Source organism: Candidatus Dormiibacterota bacterium, from assembly GCA_035544955.1.
GTDB lineage: Bacteria > Chloroflexota > Dormibacteria > CF-121 > CF-121 > CF-13.
In genome coordinates this window covers 118,143-134,322 of record DASZZN010000051.1, presented here as the reverse complement: position 1 = coordinate 134,322, position 16,180 = coordinate 118,143, and the positions used below count along the sequence as shown (strand labels likewise).

The window sequence follows — 16,180 nt, the reverse complement described above, 5'->3', positions numbered from 1 at the left end:
TTCGTGCAGTCCTAGTGGGACGGCGCCACCTGGCCCGCGAGCTCGCGCTCAAGGTCCTGTTCGAGCTCGAGAGCGACGGCGGCGATGCGGAACGGTCGCTTCAATACCATGTTGCGGAGTCGCGCGCCGATGCCGAGGTGGCGGATTTTGCCCGAACCCTGATCCAGGGCGTGCGGGACCATCAGGCAGAGATCGATGCCCAGCTGAAGGAGGCCTCAAGCAACTGGGGCCTCGATCAGATGGCGAAGGTGGAACGAACCTTGTTGCGAATCGCCAGCTTCGAGATTCTCTACCTCCCCAGTGTTCCGCTGAAGGCGGCCATCAACGAGTCGATCGAGCTGGCCAAGACCTTCGGCGGCCCCGACTCCGGCAAGTTCGTCAACGGCATCCTCGGCCGGATCGCTGCCGACGCCGAGATCCGCAAGCATCCCGTCGACACCAAGTCCCAGGGGGCTCAGTGATCTCGAACGACGACGTCGGTCATATGGATTACGAGATGGCCGCCGCCGAGCTGGAGCGAACGGTTCAGCAGCTGGGGAAGGAGCAGGAGGATCTCGCGGAGTCGGTGCGCAGCTTCGAGCGCGGCCTGGCGCTGGCGCGGCGCTGCGCCCGACTGCTCGATGATGCCGAGCGGCGACTGAAAGAGCTGGCGCCCACCGGTGAGCGTCAACCGGGTCCGTGACGCTGCTCCGAAACCCGTATTTCGTCGTTCCCCTGATCGCATGGGGAATCGCCCAGGTGGCTAAGGTCATCTTCGACTCCGTCCTGCTGCACCGGTTCAGCGTGCGGCGTTTGGCCACCGCGGGCGGGATGCCCAGTTCGCACAGCGCGCTGGTCGTCTCTCTGACGACGATCGTCGGCCGGCTGGAGGGGGTGCAATCGGCGATCTTTGCGGTCTGCTTGATCTTCGCCAGCGTTGTCATGTACGACGCCACCGGCGTGCGGCGGGCGGCCGGCCAGCAGGCCATGATCCTCAATCGGCTGATCGATGACCTCTTCATCGCGCATCAGGGCATCCGCCAGGAGCGGCTGCGCGAGCTGCTCGGCCACACACCGATCGAGGTGATCGCCGGCGCCCTGCTCGGGATTATTGTCGGGCTGGGAATATGGCGCTGATGGTTGAAGGTCGCGTCCGCCTGGACCAGGTGCTCGTGGCGCAGGGACTCGTGCCGTCGAGGCAGCGTGCCCAGGCGATGGTACGCGCCGGCCTGGTGCGGGTGGCGGGCGCGGTGGCCGAGCGGCCGGACCAGATGGTCGACCCCAGTGTCAGCATCGGGTTGGACCACGCCAGGGTCTACGTCAGTCGTGGAGGCGACAAGCTGGCGGCCGCACTCGACGCCTTTGGCATCGACCCAGCGGGCCGAGTCTGCCTCGACGTCGGCGCGTCAACCGGGGGCTTTACGGACATCCTGCTGCAACGGGGCGCCGCGCGGGTGATGGCGGTCGACGTCGGCTACGGGCAGCTGGCCTGGAGCCTTCGCCAGGACCCACGGGTCACCGTCTTGGAACGGGTCAACATCCGGCACCTTGAGCGCTTGCCAATCCCGGCGGACCTGGCCGTGATCGACGTCTCCTTCATCTCCTTGCGGTTGGTGCTGCCGCGCGTGCGAGACCTGCTCAGCCCGCCCGCCGAGGTCGTGGCCCTGGTCAAGCCGCAGTTCGAGGTGGGGAAGGGCGCGCTGGGAAAGGGTGGCATTGTGCGCGACCCCGAACAGCATCGCCGAGTTCTGAGCGAGCTCCGGCAATTTGCCGAGGAGAGCGGATACGAGGTCGCCGGGGAGATCCCCTCGCCGATCCTGGGCGCGAAGGGCAACCGCGAGTTCCTGCTGCATTTGAGGCGAAATGGCTGACGCGGTTGGCATCGTTTGCCACCCACGCATCGACATTGGCGGTGCCCCGGTCATGGAGGCGCGCCGGCGGCTCGAAGCGGGGGGTTTTCGCGTCTGGACCTACTGCGCCACCGCCGAGGAGCGCCCCGGCGCGCTGGAGGGCGAGCTCGACGGCACGCGCTTGATCGTCAGCATCGGGGGTGACGGCACCTTGCTCTGGACCGCCCAGCAGGCGGCCGTTGCCCACATCCCGGTGCTCGGGATCAACGCCGGCCGCCTGGGCTTCCTGACGCAAGTCCAGCTCGGCGACGAGGGGAAGGCCTTCGATCGCTGGAGCGCCGGAGACTTCACGTTGCAGCGCCGAGCCCTGCTCGAGGCGCGGGTCGACGGCCGTGTCTTTCTCGCCCTCAACGACGTCACCGTGCACAAGGGGATCGAGATCAACCTGATCCGGATCGAGGCCTTCGTCGACGGCCAGCCGGCCGGCCGGTTCGATGCTGACGGCGTGATCGTTTCGACGCCGACCGGCTCGACCGGTTATGCCCTATCGCTGGGCGGGCCGATCGTGCATCCCGACGTACGGGCGATCGTCTTCATGCCGCTGAACCCCCACAGCCTGTTCAACCGCCCGATCGTGTTACCGGAAGGCGCACAGATCGCCATCCGGCTACCATCCGCCTCCGCGATCCTGACCTGCGACGGCCAGCAAACGGTCGCGCTCCACCCGGGGGCCGAGGTTCGAATCGCCGCGCCCGGTTTGCAGGTGGAACTGGTCCAGTTCAGTGGTGGGCGAAACTTCTTCGAGCTGCTTCGTCGAAAACTGCGGTGGGGCTTGCCGCTCACCGACGGCGACGAGTGACCAGCTCCCCGATGCATCGAGTTGGCCAGTTCTGGCGTCATGCGTCCGCCCGCGTCACGCCGCAGGAGAGGGCGAGCGCGGAGCGAGTCCTCGGCCCTCTCGCGATCATGTTTTTCGAGCTCCCGGTCAATGATCAGCGCCATGGCCTCGACGTGCTGCAGACGGTGACTCAGCTCGAGGGCCAACCCAGCCAACTGTTGCAGCAGGCGGCCCTGCTCCATGACCTGGGGAAGAACGAGGCACACCTCTCAGTCGTCGAGCGGAGCCTGACCGTCTTCCTACGGGCCGTCTCGCCGAAGGCGTTGAAGGCGCTCCTTGGGTCCCGGCCGGCCTTCGCGCGTCGCTATGGGATCTACGCCGATCACGCGCGCATCGGCGCCGAGCGGCTGCGCGCGACGGGCGCGGCCGAGCTCGCGGGGATCGTGGCCGAGCATCACGCCAAGGCGCCACAATCCGACGTGACCCGCCGTTTGCAGCGAGCAGACGGACGCAATTGAGCCGCGAGATCACGGCCGAGCTCGAGCACGACCCCGTCTACGTGGTGCGGACGCCCGCCTTCGATGGGCCGATCGAGCTGTTGCTCACCCTCGCGCAGCGAGCCGAGGTCGACCTCAAGGCCGTCCCGCTCGCCAGTCTCACCGATGACTACCTTCGCGCCATCGAGCGGGAGCATCCACCGCTCGACCGCCTGGCCGCGTTCCTGGTGATTGGTGCTCGGCTGGTCCAACTGAAGGCCGCCGGCCTGATGCCGGATGCGACCGTAGGGGAGGAGGAAGATCTCCAGGCTTGGGAGGACGCGATCAAGGGACGCCTCGAAGAGTACAAGCGCTTCAAGGAACTCGCTGAGTCGCTGATGCGGCGGCACGCGAGCGGGCGCTTCACCTTCGCGGGCCTGCTCGAGCCTGACGTCATCCCGCAGGCGCGAGTGCAGGTCAGTCTCGACGCGCTCGCCAATGCCTTCCGGCACGTGCTCGACCGCTTGCCACCGCCGGGCCAGGTCACCGTCGAGATGGAGCACGTTTCGCTCGCGGAGAAGCTCGAGGAACTGCGCCAGATGGTCGCGCGTCAGTCGCAACTCAACTTCAGCGCCATCTTCCGCCACGCCCGCACACGGCTGGAAGCCGTGGTCACCTTTCTCGCGCTCCTCGAGCTGATTAGAATCGGTGAGGCCCGCGTGGCCCAGGCCTCGGCCTTCGCTGAGATCACCGTGCACGGACTGGAGAGGAAGGAAACCGAGTGAGCTCGACGATCGATGGTGCGACGCAGGTGCGGGATACCACGGGTTTGGCCGCGGCCCTCGAGGCAGTGCTCTTCACCCTCAACCGGGCCGTCACGGTGCTGGAGCTCCAGGACATCCTGCAGTCACCGCTGCATGACATCGAAGCCGCCGCGGTGTCGTTGACGGAAACGCTGGCGGGTCGAGGCCTCTTTCTGCAGCGTCATCAGGACCAGCTCCAGCTGGTGACCGACCCGGCACAGGCCGACGTCGTCCGTCGTGTCTTGCGTCCCGAGTACCCATCGCGTCTCTCGCCCGCGGCGTACGAGACGCTGGCGATCATCGCCTACCGGCAGCCGCTCACGCGCGCGCGGATCGAGGAGATTCGCGGCGTCAACTGCGAGGCCGTGCTGGAAAGCCTCGAAGAAAAAGGATTGATCGAGGAGACCGGTCGGCTCGAGGCGCCGGGCACGCCTCGCCTCTTCGGCACCACCATGCGGTTCCTCCAGATCCTGGGATTGAGCAGCCTGAACGAGCTGCCACCGTTACCCCAATCCGGCTCAACCAGTTCCTAGCGCGCGCCGGCGTGGCGGCCCGGCGGAAGGCCGACCAGCTGATCGCCTCGGGACAGGTACAGGTGAACGGCACGCCGGCGATCGCGGGTCAGCAGGTCACCCCGGGGGTCGATCAGGTCACCGTCGATGGCCGGGCGGTCGAACCGGTTTCGGCGTCGACCTACCTGATGATGAACAAACCGATCGGCGTCTTGACCAGCGTCGGCGACGACCGCGGCCGGCCGACCGTGGTGGACCGCCTATTAGCCGGAGGGGCGCGGGTCTTCCCGGTTGGGCGTCTCGATCTCGACAGCCGAGGGCTGGTGTTGCTGACCGATGACGGCGAGCTGGCGGGACGCCTCATGCACCCCCGCTACCATGTCGAAAAGGAGTACCGCGTCGTGGTCAGGGGCCGGCCCGGTGATGACGCATTCCGGCGGCTCTCGGAGGGGATGGTCGTGAGAGGGGAGCGATTCGAGCCGGCCCAGGTGAAAGTGCTCGACCGCGAGGGTGCCGACGCCCGGCTGTCGATGGTCCTGCGCGAGGGCCGCAAGCGCGAAGTGCGCCGCCTCTGGCAGGCGCTGGGCCATCCCGTGCTCGACTTGCAGCGCGTGCGTATCGATGGGCTCGAGCTTGGCGACCTTGCCGAGGGCACCGTGCGCCCACTTCGCTCCGATGAGGTGGCGCGCTTGAAGACGGCGGCGGGACTCTAGCGTGATCATCGCGATCGACGGTCCAGCAGGGTCCGGAAAAACCACCATCGGTCGAATGGTGGCCGAGACGTTGGGATTCGCGCTCGTCGACACCGGTCTCTTCTATCGCGCCGTCACCGTCGAAGCGCGGCGCCGCGGTATCGCCGCCGGCGACGTCCCCGCGCTCATCACGATGTTGGGTGAGCTGCGGATCGAGATCAATACCTCGCCATCCGCGGGCCGCACCGCCCCGCTGCTCTCGATCGATGGACGGGACATCAGCCGCGAGGCGCACGATCCGGCGATTGCCGGCGAGCTCTCGCGCATTTCCGGGATCCCCGACGTGCGCCGGATGTTGATCGAGCCGCAGCGGCACGCCGCCCGGAGCGATGCCGTGATCCTGGGCCGTGACATCGGAACCGTCATCTTTCCCGACGCGGACGCGAAATTCTTTTTCACCGCGCCGGCCGCGGAGCGGGTCGCGCGGCGCCGCCGCGAGTTAGATCAAGCGCGCGGCAGTGCGACGCCGGACGCGCTGCTCGAGCAGGAAATCGAAGGCCGGGACCGCGCCGATCAGGAACGCGAAGTTGCGCCGTTGCGCCCGGCAACCGATGCTATAATCGTCGCGACTGAGGGCAAGTCGGTCGGTCAGGTGTTTGACGAAGTGATGGCCCGGCTGCCGAAGCACTGATCTTGAGCTATTCCTTCCTTACTGGTCTTGCACGGCTCCTAACCCGAATCCTTCTCGGATCAAAATTCCACCTCAGCGGTACGGCGAACGTACCGCGCTCCGGCCCGCTCTTGATCGTGTCGAACCACGTGGGCGGCGTCGATCCGGCGATCATCGGCGGCTGGACGCCCCGCCCGGTCTGGTTCATGGCGAAGGCCGAGCTCTTCAAAGGCAGTTGGGCCTGGTTGATGCGCGCCTACCACGCCTTTCCGGTCGTGCGCCATTCGCCTGACCGCACGGCGCTGCGCCGAGCCTTCGGTCTGTTGAAAGAAGGGTCGGCCGTCGTGCTCTTCCCCGAGGGCCACCGCTCCGAGGATGCCCGCCTGCTGCGCGCCGAGCCCGGCGCCGGCTTCGTGGCGCGCCGCTCGGGCGCGCCGCTGGTGCCGATCGCGATTACCGGGACCCAGAACGTTCTGGGCCGCCACTCGACGATCCTGCGGCGGGCGGATGTCGCCATGACATTCGGCGAACCCTTCCGGTTGCCCGAGCGGAATCGAGATGGGAGCCCGATGGACCATCAGCAGACCGCGGACTACCTGATGACAAAGATCGCGGAGCTGCTGCCGTTGGAATACCAGGGGGAGTACGCGAGCTCGTCCACCCCGCGAACCGCACAAGCATGAAGAAGATCTACGTGCTCGACACGAACGTCCTGCTGCACGATCCAAACGCGATCTACTCCTTCGAAGACAACGAGATCGTCATCCCGCTGACCGTCATCGAGGAGGTCGATGGGCAGAAGCGCCGGCAGGACGAGGTGGGGCGGCACGCCCGCCTGATCGCCCACTACTTCGACGAGCTTCGCGCCAAGGGAAAACTCTCCGAGGGCGTCGCCCTCAAATACGGCGGCACGCTGCGGGTGGTGTTGACACACGAGAGTACGGCCCACTTGCCGGAGGACCTCGACCCAAAGAAGGCCGACAACCAGGTCATTGCGCTGACGCTGCAGCTGAAGGCCGAGAGCAACGGCACGCCCGTGATCCTGGTCAGCAAAGACATCAACGTCCGGGTGAAGGCCGATGCCCTCAACCTCCAGGCGCAGGATTACGAGACCGACAAGATGGTGCTCAAGGAGGAGGATCTCTACGACGGCATGACGACGCTGACGGTGGCGCCGGAAGACATCGAGACCTTCACCAAGACGAATGTCTACCAGCCGTCCAACGGTCAGCTCTACTTCAACCAGTTCGTTCACTTCAAGTCGGTGAACGGCACGAAGTCGAGCGCGCTGGGCCGGTATGACGCGGCGGCCGGTCACGTGGTGGGACTCGCCACGATCAAGAAGGAAATCTGGGGGATTCAACCGAAGAACCTCGGTCAGCGCTTCGCGTTCGACATCCTGCTCGACGACCGGATCCCATTTGTCACCATGACCGGCCAGGCCGGCACCGGGAAGACGCTGCTCGCTCTTGCGGCCGGGCTGAACAAGGTGCTCGACCAGCACAAGTACCGGCGGCTGCTGGTCACACGGCCGGTGATCCCCATGGGCAAAGATGTCGGCTACCTTCCCGGGGACAAGGACGAGAAGCTGCGGCCCTGGATGCAGCCGATCTACGACAACCTCGAGTACCTGATGGGCTGCATCTACAAGGAGCAGATGGCCGCGGACATGATCCGGCACATCCAGGACAAGGGCCTGTTCGAAGCCGAGGCGCTCACCTATATTCGCGGCCGGAGCATCCCGCAGCAATTCATCATCGTCGACGAGGCACAAAATCTCACGCCGCACGAGGTCAAGACGATCGTGTCGCGAGCCGGCGAGGGGACCAAGATCGTCCTCACCGGCGATCCCAACCAGATCGACCATCCCTACCTCGACTTCCGCAGCAATGGCCTCTGCTACGCGATCGAGAAGTTCAAGAACAATCCACTGGCCGGCCACGTCACCCTGACCAAGGGCCAAAGGTCGGAACTCGCGGAGCTTGCTGCGAAATTGCTGTAAGCCGTGGCCTGATTTGAGAGCATTGCGGTAGTGGATCGCACGTTCGTTGCTCTCGATCTCGAGACCACCGGCCTCACTCCCAGGCTCGACCGGATTATCGAAGTCGGCGCCGTTCGGTTCCAGGGTGATCAGGTGCTCGCCACGTTCCAGTCCCTCGTCCGTCCCGAGGTCGGCATCCCGCGCGCCGTGCAGGAACTGACCGGGATCCATGATGCCGACGTGGCCGCGGCGCCCCAACCGGAGGAGGTGCTGGCGCAACTGATCGACTTCGTCGGGACGAGCGGGGTGGTGGCGCACAGCGGTAACTTCGACCTGTCGTTCCTGGTCGGTGGCGACGCGCAGCCCGCGTATGTGCTGTTTGACACCCTTGACCTGTCGCGGATCATGCTGCCGGCCGTGCCCAGCCACAGCCTGCCGCACCTTTCACGCCAGCTCGGCCTGAGCCACCCACATCCCCATCGCGCGCTATCGGACGCGGACGCCGCGCGGCAACTCTTTCGCTACCTCTGGCAGTTTGCGCGTGGCTTCCCGGACGACCTGCTGGACCGGATGGTGGAGCTCGCCGACGGCTGGCCGCATCCGATCCACTATTTCCTGAAGGAGGCGCGGGGCGCCGGTTCCAACGGGGTCGAGAGCCTGCCACTTGCCGCTACGTCACCCGTCAGTGTCGTCCGCCCCGACACGCCCTCGACCGATCCACAGGCGATCCGAGCCCTGCTCGGCCCTGATGGCCCGATGGCGGGGCTGCTCGACGACTACGAGCTCCGCGAATCACAACTGCAGATGACGCTCGCCATCGCCCAGCTGTACGCCCGGGGCGGTCGCCTCCTCGTCGAAGCCGGCCCGGGTACCGGCAAGTCACTCGCGTACCTCGTGCCCGCTGTTCACCATGCGGTCGCCAGCGGTGAGCGCGTCGTGGTGGCGACCAACACGATCACCCTGCAGGAGCAGCTCTTCTCGAAGGACATTCCGTTCATGCGCAGCTGGCTGCCATTCGACTTCAAAGCCGCACTCCTAAAGGGTCGCGCCAACTACGTCAGCTTGCGGCGCTGGAACCGCTACCTCAATGCGCCCAGCCGGCGCGCCGATGGCAGCTGGTTCCACGACGAGGTGAAGTTCAAGCTGCGGATGCTGGTCTGGCTGGCGCAGACGCGTCATGGTGATCGCTCCGAGATCAAGCTCAACGGATTCGACGAGCTGTTCTGGCTGCGCGCGGCGTCGACCGCCGACGATTGTCTCGCCGCCCATTGCGAAAACTACAAGACCCAGCGCTGCTTCTATTGGAATAGCCGCCGGGGGGCACAGGACGCCGACCTGATCGTGACCAACCACGCGCTCCTGCTGGCCGACGCGCTCAACGGCGGCTCCGTCCTCCCGCCTCACACGCACCTCGTGGTGGACGAGGCGCACCAGTTGGAAGAAACCGCGGTCGACGCGCTCACCCAGCGCGTGGGGGAGGAGGAGATACTGGAAAGCATCGACGGGGCGCTCACCTGGTTCCGCGCCGCGGTAGGCCAGCCTGGCGACGCCGTCCGCACGTCGGCTGCCGAGGCGAAGCAGGGCGTTACCGATTTCTTCCAGGAGGTCCGGGCCATCATCAGGCAGCGACAGCCGGACGTCCCGCCGCGACCCTCACGCGAAGAGCCCGTCGTTCTCGACACGGCGCTGCGGACATCGTCGGAGATCGTGCCACTCTCCGGGCTGGCTGCCAGGCTCGCCGACCAGGCGATGCGGCTTCGTCGCGCCCTGGATGATGCCGCCAACCAGTTGCCGCTGGAGAGCAATCCGCACGCCCAGCGGGAACTGGACCTCTTTGTGACCCAGCTCCAGGGGCGAGTGGACCTGATCCGCCAGGCCCTGCTCCAGCCAAAGCCCGACCGCCTCTACTGGATCCGCAGCGAACGCCGCTCGGGCCGTCCGCTGGTGCAGGCGGCCCCCACGATGGCCGGCCGGGAACTGCAGTCACGAGCCTTCGCCGGCAAGGACACCGTGGTCTTCACCTCCGCCACGCTGGCGGTGGCCGATTCCTTCGAGTACTTCAAGCGCGGTGTCGGGCTCGAAGCACTGAGCACGCACGAGATGGTGCTGGCCTCACCCTTCGATTACCTATCGCAAGCGCTGCTCTGTCTGCCCACCGACCTCAAGGATCTCAGCGACGTTGCCTTCCTTGACCAGGTAAGCGGCGTCGTGGGCGATATCGCCCAAGCGATCGGTGGCCGAACTCTGGTGTTGTTCACGTCCCATCAACAGCTGCGGGATGTCGCCGATCGGCTGCGGGTTCGCACCTCGCGCGGCGATCTGACGGTGCTGGCGCAGAACCTGGACGGCACCCGCCGCCAGTTGCTGGCGCAATTCCAGGAAGATCCGCGCAGCATCCTGTTAGGGAGTAGCAGCTTTTGGGAAGGGATCGACGTCCCCGGCGATGCGCTCTCCTGCGTGGTGATCGTCCGGCTGCCCTTCAGAGTTCCCAGTGATCCGCTGCAGCTGGCCCGAAGCGCGACGCTCGCCGATCCTTTCGGGCAGCTGGCGCTGCCGGAGGCCGTGCTTCGCCTCAAACAGGGCTTTGGTCGCCTGATCCGGCGTCAAAGCGATCGTGGCGCGGTCGTGCTCATGGATCACCGGATCGCGAACCGGACGTACGGGACGGCGTTTCTGGATGCCCTCCCTCGCGCCGCGGTACACCTCGGGCACTGCGATGAGATGGCGCAAGCCATTGCCCAGTGGCTGGCCCGCGGCCGAGAGGTCACGCGGCCCCGCAATCCTGACCGCTCCAGCCGGGTCGGGACGTGAGCCCGAACGGCCGGCTCGCGGTCGGGCTGGTTCAGATGGACCCGGCGCTCGGCGACCGTGCTCGTAACCTCGAGCGGCATCGCCAGTGGGTGCGGCAAGCGGGCGAGGCCGGCGTCGAACTGCTGGTTTTCCCCGAGCTCAGTCTTACCGGCTATTTCCTCAAAGACCTGGTCCCGGACAGCGCGATCCCGCTGGAAGGCGCCGTGATGGATGAACTAGGCGGCCTGTCCGCCAGCCTGGACGTCGTGCTCGGAGCGGTTGTCGAAGAGCCTGATCATCGCTACTTCAACGCCAGTCTCTACTTCAGTCGCGGTGAACTCGTCCACGTCCACCGCAAGGTGTACCTCCCGACCTATGGCATGTTCGATGAGCATCGCTATTTCGCGGCCGGTGACCGGTTCCGCAGTTTCAAGACGGGATTCGGCCGGGCCGGGATCCTGGTCTGCGAAGACATCTGGCACCTCTCCAGCGCCTACGTTCTCAGTCTCGAAGGCGTCGACATGATCATCTGCCCATCCGCCAGCCCGGGGCGTGGGATCACGACCGACGAGCGGCTCGGAACCTCGGAATCGTACGGTCTCCTCTGCCGCACCTATGCCCAGTTCCTGACGACCTTCTTCCTCTACTGCAACCGGGTGGGGTATGAGGATGGCGCGAACTTCTGGGGCGGCTCCATGGTGATCGGCCCGAACGGCGACATCATCGCGCAGCAGGAGGACGCCGACGAGGCGCTCGTTCTCGCCACAATCGACCTTGGTGACGTCCGTCGTGAGCGGCTCGCCAATCCACTCCTGCGTGATGAGCGGCTCGAACTCACCGTCAACGAGCTGCGACGGGTCTGGCATGAGCGCACCCGCAAGCCTTTCTGAACCCGTCTTTCCGCCACTGCGGATCAATCCCGAACTCGTCCGCGGGATTCTCGTCGGCTTCATCCGCAACGAGGTGCGCAAGGTCGGTTTCGAACGGGTCGTCCTTGGCCTGAGCGGCGGGGTCGATTCGAGCCTGGTGGCAACGCTCGCCACCGAGGCGCTCGGGCCGAAGAACGTGGTGGCTTTCATCATGCCCTACACGACGAGCGACCCCAAGAGTAAGAGCGACGCGTTGCAGGTCGTGCAGCAGCTGGGCATCCATCACCTGGAGATCGAGATCAGCCCGCAGATCGATGCCTACTTCGAGAATTTTCCCGAGGCCGACCAAAAGCAACGGGGGAACAAGATGGCGCGCGAGCGAATGTCGATCCTCTATGACCAGTCGTGGGCGTGGCGCGCGCTCGTCATCGGGACCAGCAACAAGACCGAGCTGCTGCTTGGCTATGGCACGATCTACGGCGACATGGCGAGCGCAATCAATCCGATCGGCGACCTCTACAAAACCCAGATCTGGCAGTTGGCCGACGCTCTCGGTGTGCCCACGGGGATCGTGCAGAAGGCGCCCTCCGCCGATCTCTGGGCGGGGCAGGCGGACGAGACCGAGCTAGGCTTCCAGTACCGGATGATCGACCAGCTGCTCTACTACCTGGTGGAACGGCGCTATTCGGTGGAAGAGGTAAAGAAGCTGGGCTTCGATCCGGCGTTTGTCGAGGAGATCGTCCGCCGCGTCCGCGAGAACCAGTACAAACGCCGCCTGCCCGTCATCGCCAAGCTATCCTCACGGACGATCGACCGCGACTTCCGCTACCCGCGCGATTGGGGACACTGATGTCGGCCGGCGCCTGAATTGGGGACGCTGTACCTGGTCGCCACTCCCATCGGCAACCTCGACGACATCACCCTTCGGGCCCTGCAGGTCCTCGAGTCGGTGCCGCTGATTGCCGCCGAGGACACGCGGCACACCATGAAACTGCTCACCCATTTCGGCCTGCGCCGGCCACTGGTCAGCCTGCACGCGAAGAACGAGGCGCGCCAGCTGCAATCGATCCTCGCCCGTCTCGCGCAGCACGACATCGCCCTGGTCTCCGACGCGGGCACGCCGGCGCTCTCCGACCCAGGCGTGCGGCTGGTGAGCGCCGCCGTCGCCGCCGGCTACCCGGTGGTGCCGATCCCCGGGCCGTCTGCGGTGCTGGCCGCCCTCGTGAGCTCCGGCCTTCCGACCAACCAGTTCACCTTTCTCGGCTTCTTGCCGCGCAAACGGGGCGAGCTGGAGCGGCTGATCCGCGAGACCGCGCTCGCCAAGCGAAGCTTCGTCTTCTTCGAATCCCCGCATCGGATCCAGCGGACATTGGATATAATGGCGTCCGCCCTCGGCCCCCGCTCGCTGGTGGTGGCGCGGGAGATCACCAAGCTCCACGAAGAGTTCTTACGTGGAACGCCGGCGACACTCCTGGAGCATTTCGCGAAATCTCCACCCCGAGGCGAGCTGACGGTCGTGGTAGCCGGCAGCGATTGGAAGGCCCCAAATGAGTAAGTTCTACGTCACCACCGCGATCGTGTATCCCAACGCCGCGCCCCACCTTGGCTTCATCTATGAACTGGTGGGCACCGACGCCCTGGCACGCTACCACCGCCTGATCGGGGACGACACCTTCTTTCTTACCGGTACCGACGAGCACTCACAAAACGTGCGACGCAAGGCGGAGGAAGAAGGCGTGTCGACCGCGGACTTTACCGCTCGAATGGCGCAGCTCTACCGGGACATCGAAGCTCGGTTTGGGATCTCCTATGACCGCTTCATCCGGACCGAGGATCCCGACCATGTCCTGGGTGTGCAAGCGTTCATCGCGAAGATGCAGGCGAAGGGGGACATCTTTAAGGGCTCCTACGAGGGTTGGTATTGCGTCTCCTGCGAGGCGTTCAAGCAAGACGCCGACCTCAAGGATGGGTACTGTCTGATCCACCCCACGCTCAAGGCCCAGTGGCTGAAGGAGGAGAACTACTTCTTCAAGCTGTCCGCTTACCAGGACCGACTGCAGCAGCACATCGACAAGCACCCCGAGTTCATCCAGCCGGAGTCCCGCCGCAACGAAGTCCTCGGGTGGCTACGGGCCGGCCTGCAAGACTTCAGCATCTCGCGTTCGACCATCAAGTGGGGCATTCCCTTCCCGGGTGATGACAAGCACGTCGTCTATGTCTGGGGAGACGCCCTGGTCAACTACGCCACCGGTGTTGGGTACGGGACCGATGAGGCGATGTTCAAGCGCTGGTGGCCGGCCGACCTCCACGTGATCGGGAAGGACATCACGCGCTTCCATTGCCTCTACTGGCCGGCAATGTTGATGTCCGCGGGAGTGGCAGTGCCGAAGCGGGTATACGCGCACGGGTTCCTCACTGTCCGGGGCGAGAAGATGAGCAAGAGCGCGGGAAACTACATCGATCCGCTGGAAGCCGCCGAGCGCTTCGGCGCCGAAGCGGTCCGCTATCTCCTGTTGCGTGAGCTGCCGTTCGATCGTGACGGAGAGATCAGCTGGGAAACGATGACGGATCGATTCAATGCCGATCTGGCCAACGACCTGGGGAACTTTGTCTACCGAACGCTCTCCATGCTGCAGCGGTATTTCGACGGCAAGGTGCCGGCCCCCGATGGCGACGCGATGGCGCTCGACAAACACCTCCAGACAGCCTTCGAGAAGGCTGTGCGCGGGCAGGACAAGCACATGAAGGTGCTGGACTTCACGGGCGCCCTCGATCTCATCTGGGAAGCGGTCAACCGCGGGAACAAGTACATCGAGGAAAGCGCGCCCTGGGTGCTAGCCAAACAGTCGGATCAACGCAAGCGGCTGCAGACCGTCATGTACAACCTGGTCGAGGCGATCCGGCTCACGAGTTACCTTATCTCGCCCTTCCTGCCGGAGACGGCCACCAAGGTCGCGGCGCAGATCAAGGCGGACTTGAAGGCCCCGTGGGCGACCGCCAGGGAGTGGGGGAGACTGGCGCCGCGCACCCAGACGGCGCTCGGCGGTGTCCTCTTTCCCCGCATCGAGAAGCCGGAGCCGGTCGCCTGATCGATTCGCACGCCCATCTTCTGCACCTGCGCCAGCCACTCACGCCGGAGCAGGCGCTGGAGGAGGCGAGGACGGCGGGGGTGGCGGCCGTGCTGAACATCGGCGATGATGCCTCGGACAACCGCCCGGGCGTCGAACTGGCCGAGCGTATCCCGGGCTTGAAAACGACCATCGGCCGGCACCCACACTCGGCCGGTGATCCGATCGATTCGGCAGAGCGGCGAGAGCTGCGGCAGCTGGCCAGCCATCCGAGTGTGGTCGCAGTCGGCGAGATCGGTCTCGATTACCACTTCACGGACTACCATCGCGTTCCGGCGCGCGGTCAACAACAGGTCTTTCGCCAGATGCTCGGCCTGGCCCAGGAGCTGGAGAAGCCGGTGGTGCTCCACACTCGCGATGCCTTCCCGGACTTGCTGGCCATCCTCGACGAGTTTCCCGGACTGAACGGCGTCTTTCACTGCTTCAGCGGCAATTCGGCGTTCGCCGCAGAAGCGCTGGCGCGTGGCTTTTACCTCTCATTCGCCGGGACTGTGACCTATCCGACCGCCCACGGGGTGATCGGCGCCGCCAGTATCATCCCGCTGGACCACATGCTGGTGGAAACCGACTCGCCCTTTCTTCCGCCGCAGAGCCGGCGCGGGCAGCCCAACGCCCCGCGCTACATCGTGGAGACCGTCGAGCGGATCGCGAAGCTCCGCGGCACGACGCCGGCGGAGATCGGCCAGGCGACTAGCCAGAACGCCATCGACCTTTTTCGGTTGCCCCACGCCGGCTAGCAAACGCCCGCTCGATCTTGCCGATCCCTCGGTGATCCGGGGCGTGGCCCGCCGCTTCGGAGTTCGCTACCTGCGGCGTTGGGGACAGAACTTTCTTGCCGACCGGTCGCAACTCGACCGGATCGTCGAAGCGCTCGAGATCGCGCCCACGGACCGGATGGTCGAGGTCGGTCCCGGTCTGGGCGCGCTCACGGTCGAACTGGCGAGCCGGGCACGAGCCGTGGCGGGAGTCGAGATCGATCCCGCCTGCGTCAAGGCGTTGGGCCTGGCGCTGCGGGATCGGTCAAATGTCCGGATCATCGAGGCCGACATCCTGCGCACGGCGGTCAGCGAGCTGCTGCCCTCGCCCTACCGGGTTGCGGGCAATATTCCCTACAACCTCACAGGTGCGCTCTTCGTCCACCTGTTGGAGCAACCACTGCCACCGGCTCGTATCGACCTGCTGGTGCAGAAGGAGGTGGCGGAGCGCCTGGTGGCCCCAGCGGGCGACTGGAGCCTCGCCACGCTGGGTGTTCGCGTCTACGGTCGGCCTGAGCTAACCCTCCGCGTCCCGCGTAGTGCCTTCCTGCCGCTCCCGCGGGTTGATTCGGCCCTGGTGCGCATCATCCCCGAGGCCGAGCCTGCGGTCCCACGCGCCGACCTGGCCAGCTTCTTCCAATTCGTCACACCCTTCTTCCAGGCTCGTCGCAAGCAGCTGACGTTTGTGCTGGGTCGAAGGCGGGGCACCAGCGGTACGGAGGCTCGTGCCCGGCTGAGCGTTATAGGCATCGACCCGGCGCGCCGCGCCGAGACCTTGACGCTCGAGGAATGGAGGCGACTTTTCGAGAATGAGCGCGATCGGTGACAAGTAGCTAC

At 65.7% G+C, this 16,180-nt stretch carries 19 protein-coding genes; all 19 read left to right on the top strand.

Features of this window, described 5'->3' with window-relative positions; translation table 11 throughout:
* The first annotated feature begins 14 nt into the window (after window positions 1–14).
* Genes nusB through rsmA form a run of 19 tightly spaced genes read left to right on the top strand, consistent with a single transcriptional unit; the run spans window position 15 to window position 16,169 of the window.
* Window positions 15–461, top strand: coding sequence for a transcription antitermination factor NusB (gene nusB / locus VHK65_18765; GenBank protein HVS08194.1), 447 nt, complete (start codon window positions 15–17; stop codon window positions 459–461).
* Window positions 458–682, top strand: coding sequence for an exodeoxyribonuclease VII small subunit (gene xseB / locus VHK65_18760; protein HVS08193.1), 225 nt, complete (start codon window positions 458–460; stop codon window positions 680–682). The genes nusB and xseB overlap by 4 nt, the downstream gene beginning before the upstream one ends.
* Complete coding sequence (locus VHK65_18755) at window positions 679–1,116, top strand: divergent PAP2 family protein (GenBank protein ID HVS08192.1); 438 nt, start codon at window positions 679–681, stop codon at window positions 1,114–1,116. The genes xseB and VHK65_18755 overlap by 4 nt, the downstream gene beginning before the upstream one ends.
* Complete coding sequence (locus VHK65_18750) at window positions 1,107–1,850, top strand: TlyA family RNA methyltransferase (GenBank protein ID HVS08191.1); 744 nt, start codon at window positions 1,107–1,109, stop codon at window positions 1,848–1,850. Before VHK65_18755 ends, VHK65_18750 begins: the two co-directional genes overlap by 10 nt.
* Window positions 1,843–2,688, top strand: a complete 846-nt coding sequence (locus tag VHK65_18745) for an NAD(+)/NADH kinase (GenBank protein HVS08190.1) — start codon at window positions 1,843–1,845, stop codon at window positions 2,686–2,688. The genes VHK65_18750 and VHK65_18745 overlap by 8 nt, the downstream gene beginning before the upstream one ends.
* Window positions 2,689–2,699: 11 nt before the next feature.
* Window positions 2,700–3,185 (top strand): HDIG domain-containing protein, encoded by a 486-nt coding sequence (locus tag VHK65_18740; GenBank protein ID HVS08189.1) that lies wholly within the window; start codon window positions 2,700–2,702, stop codon window positions 3,183–3,185.
* Entirely contained in the window at window positions 3,182–3,928 is a 747-nt protein-coding gene (locus VHK65_18735) for a segregation/condensation protein A (GenBank protein HVS08188.1), read from the top strand. Before VHK65_18740 ends, VHK65_18735 begins: the two co-directional genes overlap by 4 nt.
* A complete protein-coding gene (gene scpB, locus VHK65_18730; GenBank protein HVS08187.1) occupies window positions 3,925–4,479 on the top strand; it encodes an SMC-Scp complex subunit ScpB in 555 nt (184 codons plus the stop codon). The genes VHK65_18735 and scpB overlap by 4 nt, the downstream gene beginning before the upstream one ends.
* An 11-nt stretch (window positions 4,480–4,490) precedes the next feature.
* A complete protein-coding gene (locus tag VHK65_18725; protein HVS08186.1) occupies window positions 4,491–5,171 on the top strand; it encodes a pseudouridine synthase in 681 nt (226 codons plus the stop codon).
* Window position 5,172: 1 nt separating this feature from the next.
* On the top strand, window positions 5,173–5,841 hold the full coding sequence (cmk, locus tag VHK65_18720) for a (d)CMP kinase (protein HVS08185.1): 669 nt from the start codon (window positions 5,173–5,175) through the stop codon (window positions 5,839–5,841).
* A 2-nt stretch (window positions 5,842–5,843) separates the two neighbouring features.
* A complete protein-coding gene (locus tag VHK65_18715; protein HVS08184.1) occupies window positions 5,844–6,503 on the top strand; it encodes a lysophospholipid acyltransferase family protein in 660 nt (219 codons plus the stop codon).
* A complete protein-coding gene (locus tag VHK65_18710; protein HVS08183.1) occupies window positions 6,500–7,822 on the top strand; it encodes a PhoH family protein in 1,323 nt (440 codons plus the stop codon). Before VHK65_18715 ends, VHK65_18710 begins: the two co-directional genes overlap by 4 nt.
* A 30-nt stretch (window positions 7,823–7,852) precedes the next feature.
* Window positions 7,853–10,612 (top strand): helicase C-terminal domain-containing protein, encoded by a 2,760-nt coding sequence (locus VHK65_18705; GenBank protein ID HVS08182.1) that lies wholly within the window; start codon window positions 7,853–7,855, stop codon window positions 10,610–10,612.
* Entirely contained in the window at window positions 10,609–11,481 is an 873-nt protein-coding gene (locus VHK65_18700; protein HVS08181.1) for a nitrilase-related carbon-nitrogen hydrolase, read from the top strand. The genes VHK65_18705 and VHK65_18700 overlap by 4 nt, the downstream gene beginning before the upstream one ends.
* Entirely contained in the window at window positions 11,456–12,310 is an 855-nt protein-coding gene (locus tag VHK65_18695) for an NAD+ synthase (protein HVS08180.1), read from the top strand. Before VHK65_18700 ends, VHK65_18695 begins: the two co-directional genes overlap by 26 nt.
* A gap of 18 nt (window positions 12,311–12,328) precedes the next feature.
* A complete protein-coding gene (gene rsmI, locus VHK65_18690; GenBank protein ID HVS08179.1) occupies window positions 12,329–13,015 on the top strand; it encodes a 16S rRNA (cytidine(1402)-2'-O)-methyltransferase in 687 nt (228 codons plus the stop codon).
* Window positions 13,008–14,549, top strand: coding sequence for a methionine--tRNA ligase (gene metG / locus VHK65_18685; protein ID HVS08178.1), 1,542 nt, complete (start codon window positions 13,008–13,010; stop codon window positions 14,547–14,549). Before rsmI ends, metG begins: the two co-directional genes overlap by 8 nt.
* Entirely contained in the window at window positions 14,447–15,325 is an 879-nt protein-coding gene (locus VHK65_18680) for a TatD family hydrolase (GenBank protein ID HVS08177.1), read from the top strand. Before metG ends, VHK65_18680 begins: the two co-directional genes overlap by 103 nt.
* Before the next feature lie 31 nt (window positions 15,326–15,356).
* Window positions 15,357–16,169 (top strand): 16S rRNA (adenine(1518)-N(6)/adenine(1519)-N(6))-dimethyltransferase RsmA, encoded by an 813-nt coding sequence (gene rsmA, locus VHK65_18675; protein ID HVS08176.1) that lies wholly within the window; start codon window positions 15,357–15,359, stop codon window positions 16,167–16,169.
* The last annotated feature ends 11 nt before the right edge of the window (window positions 16,170–16,180 follow it).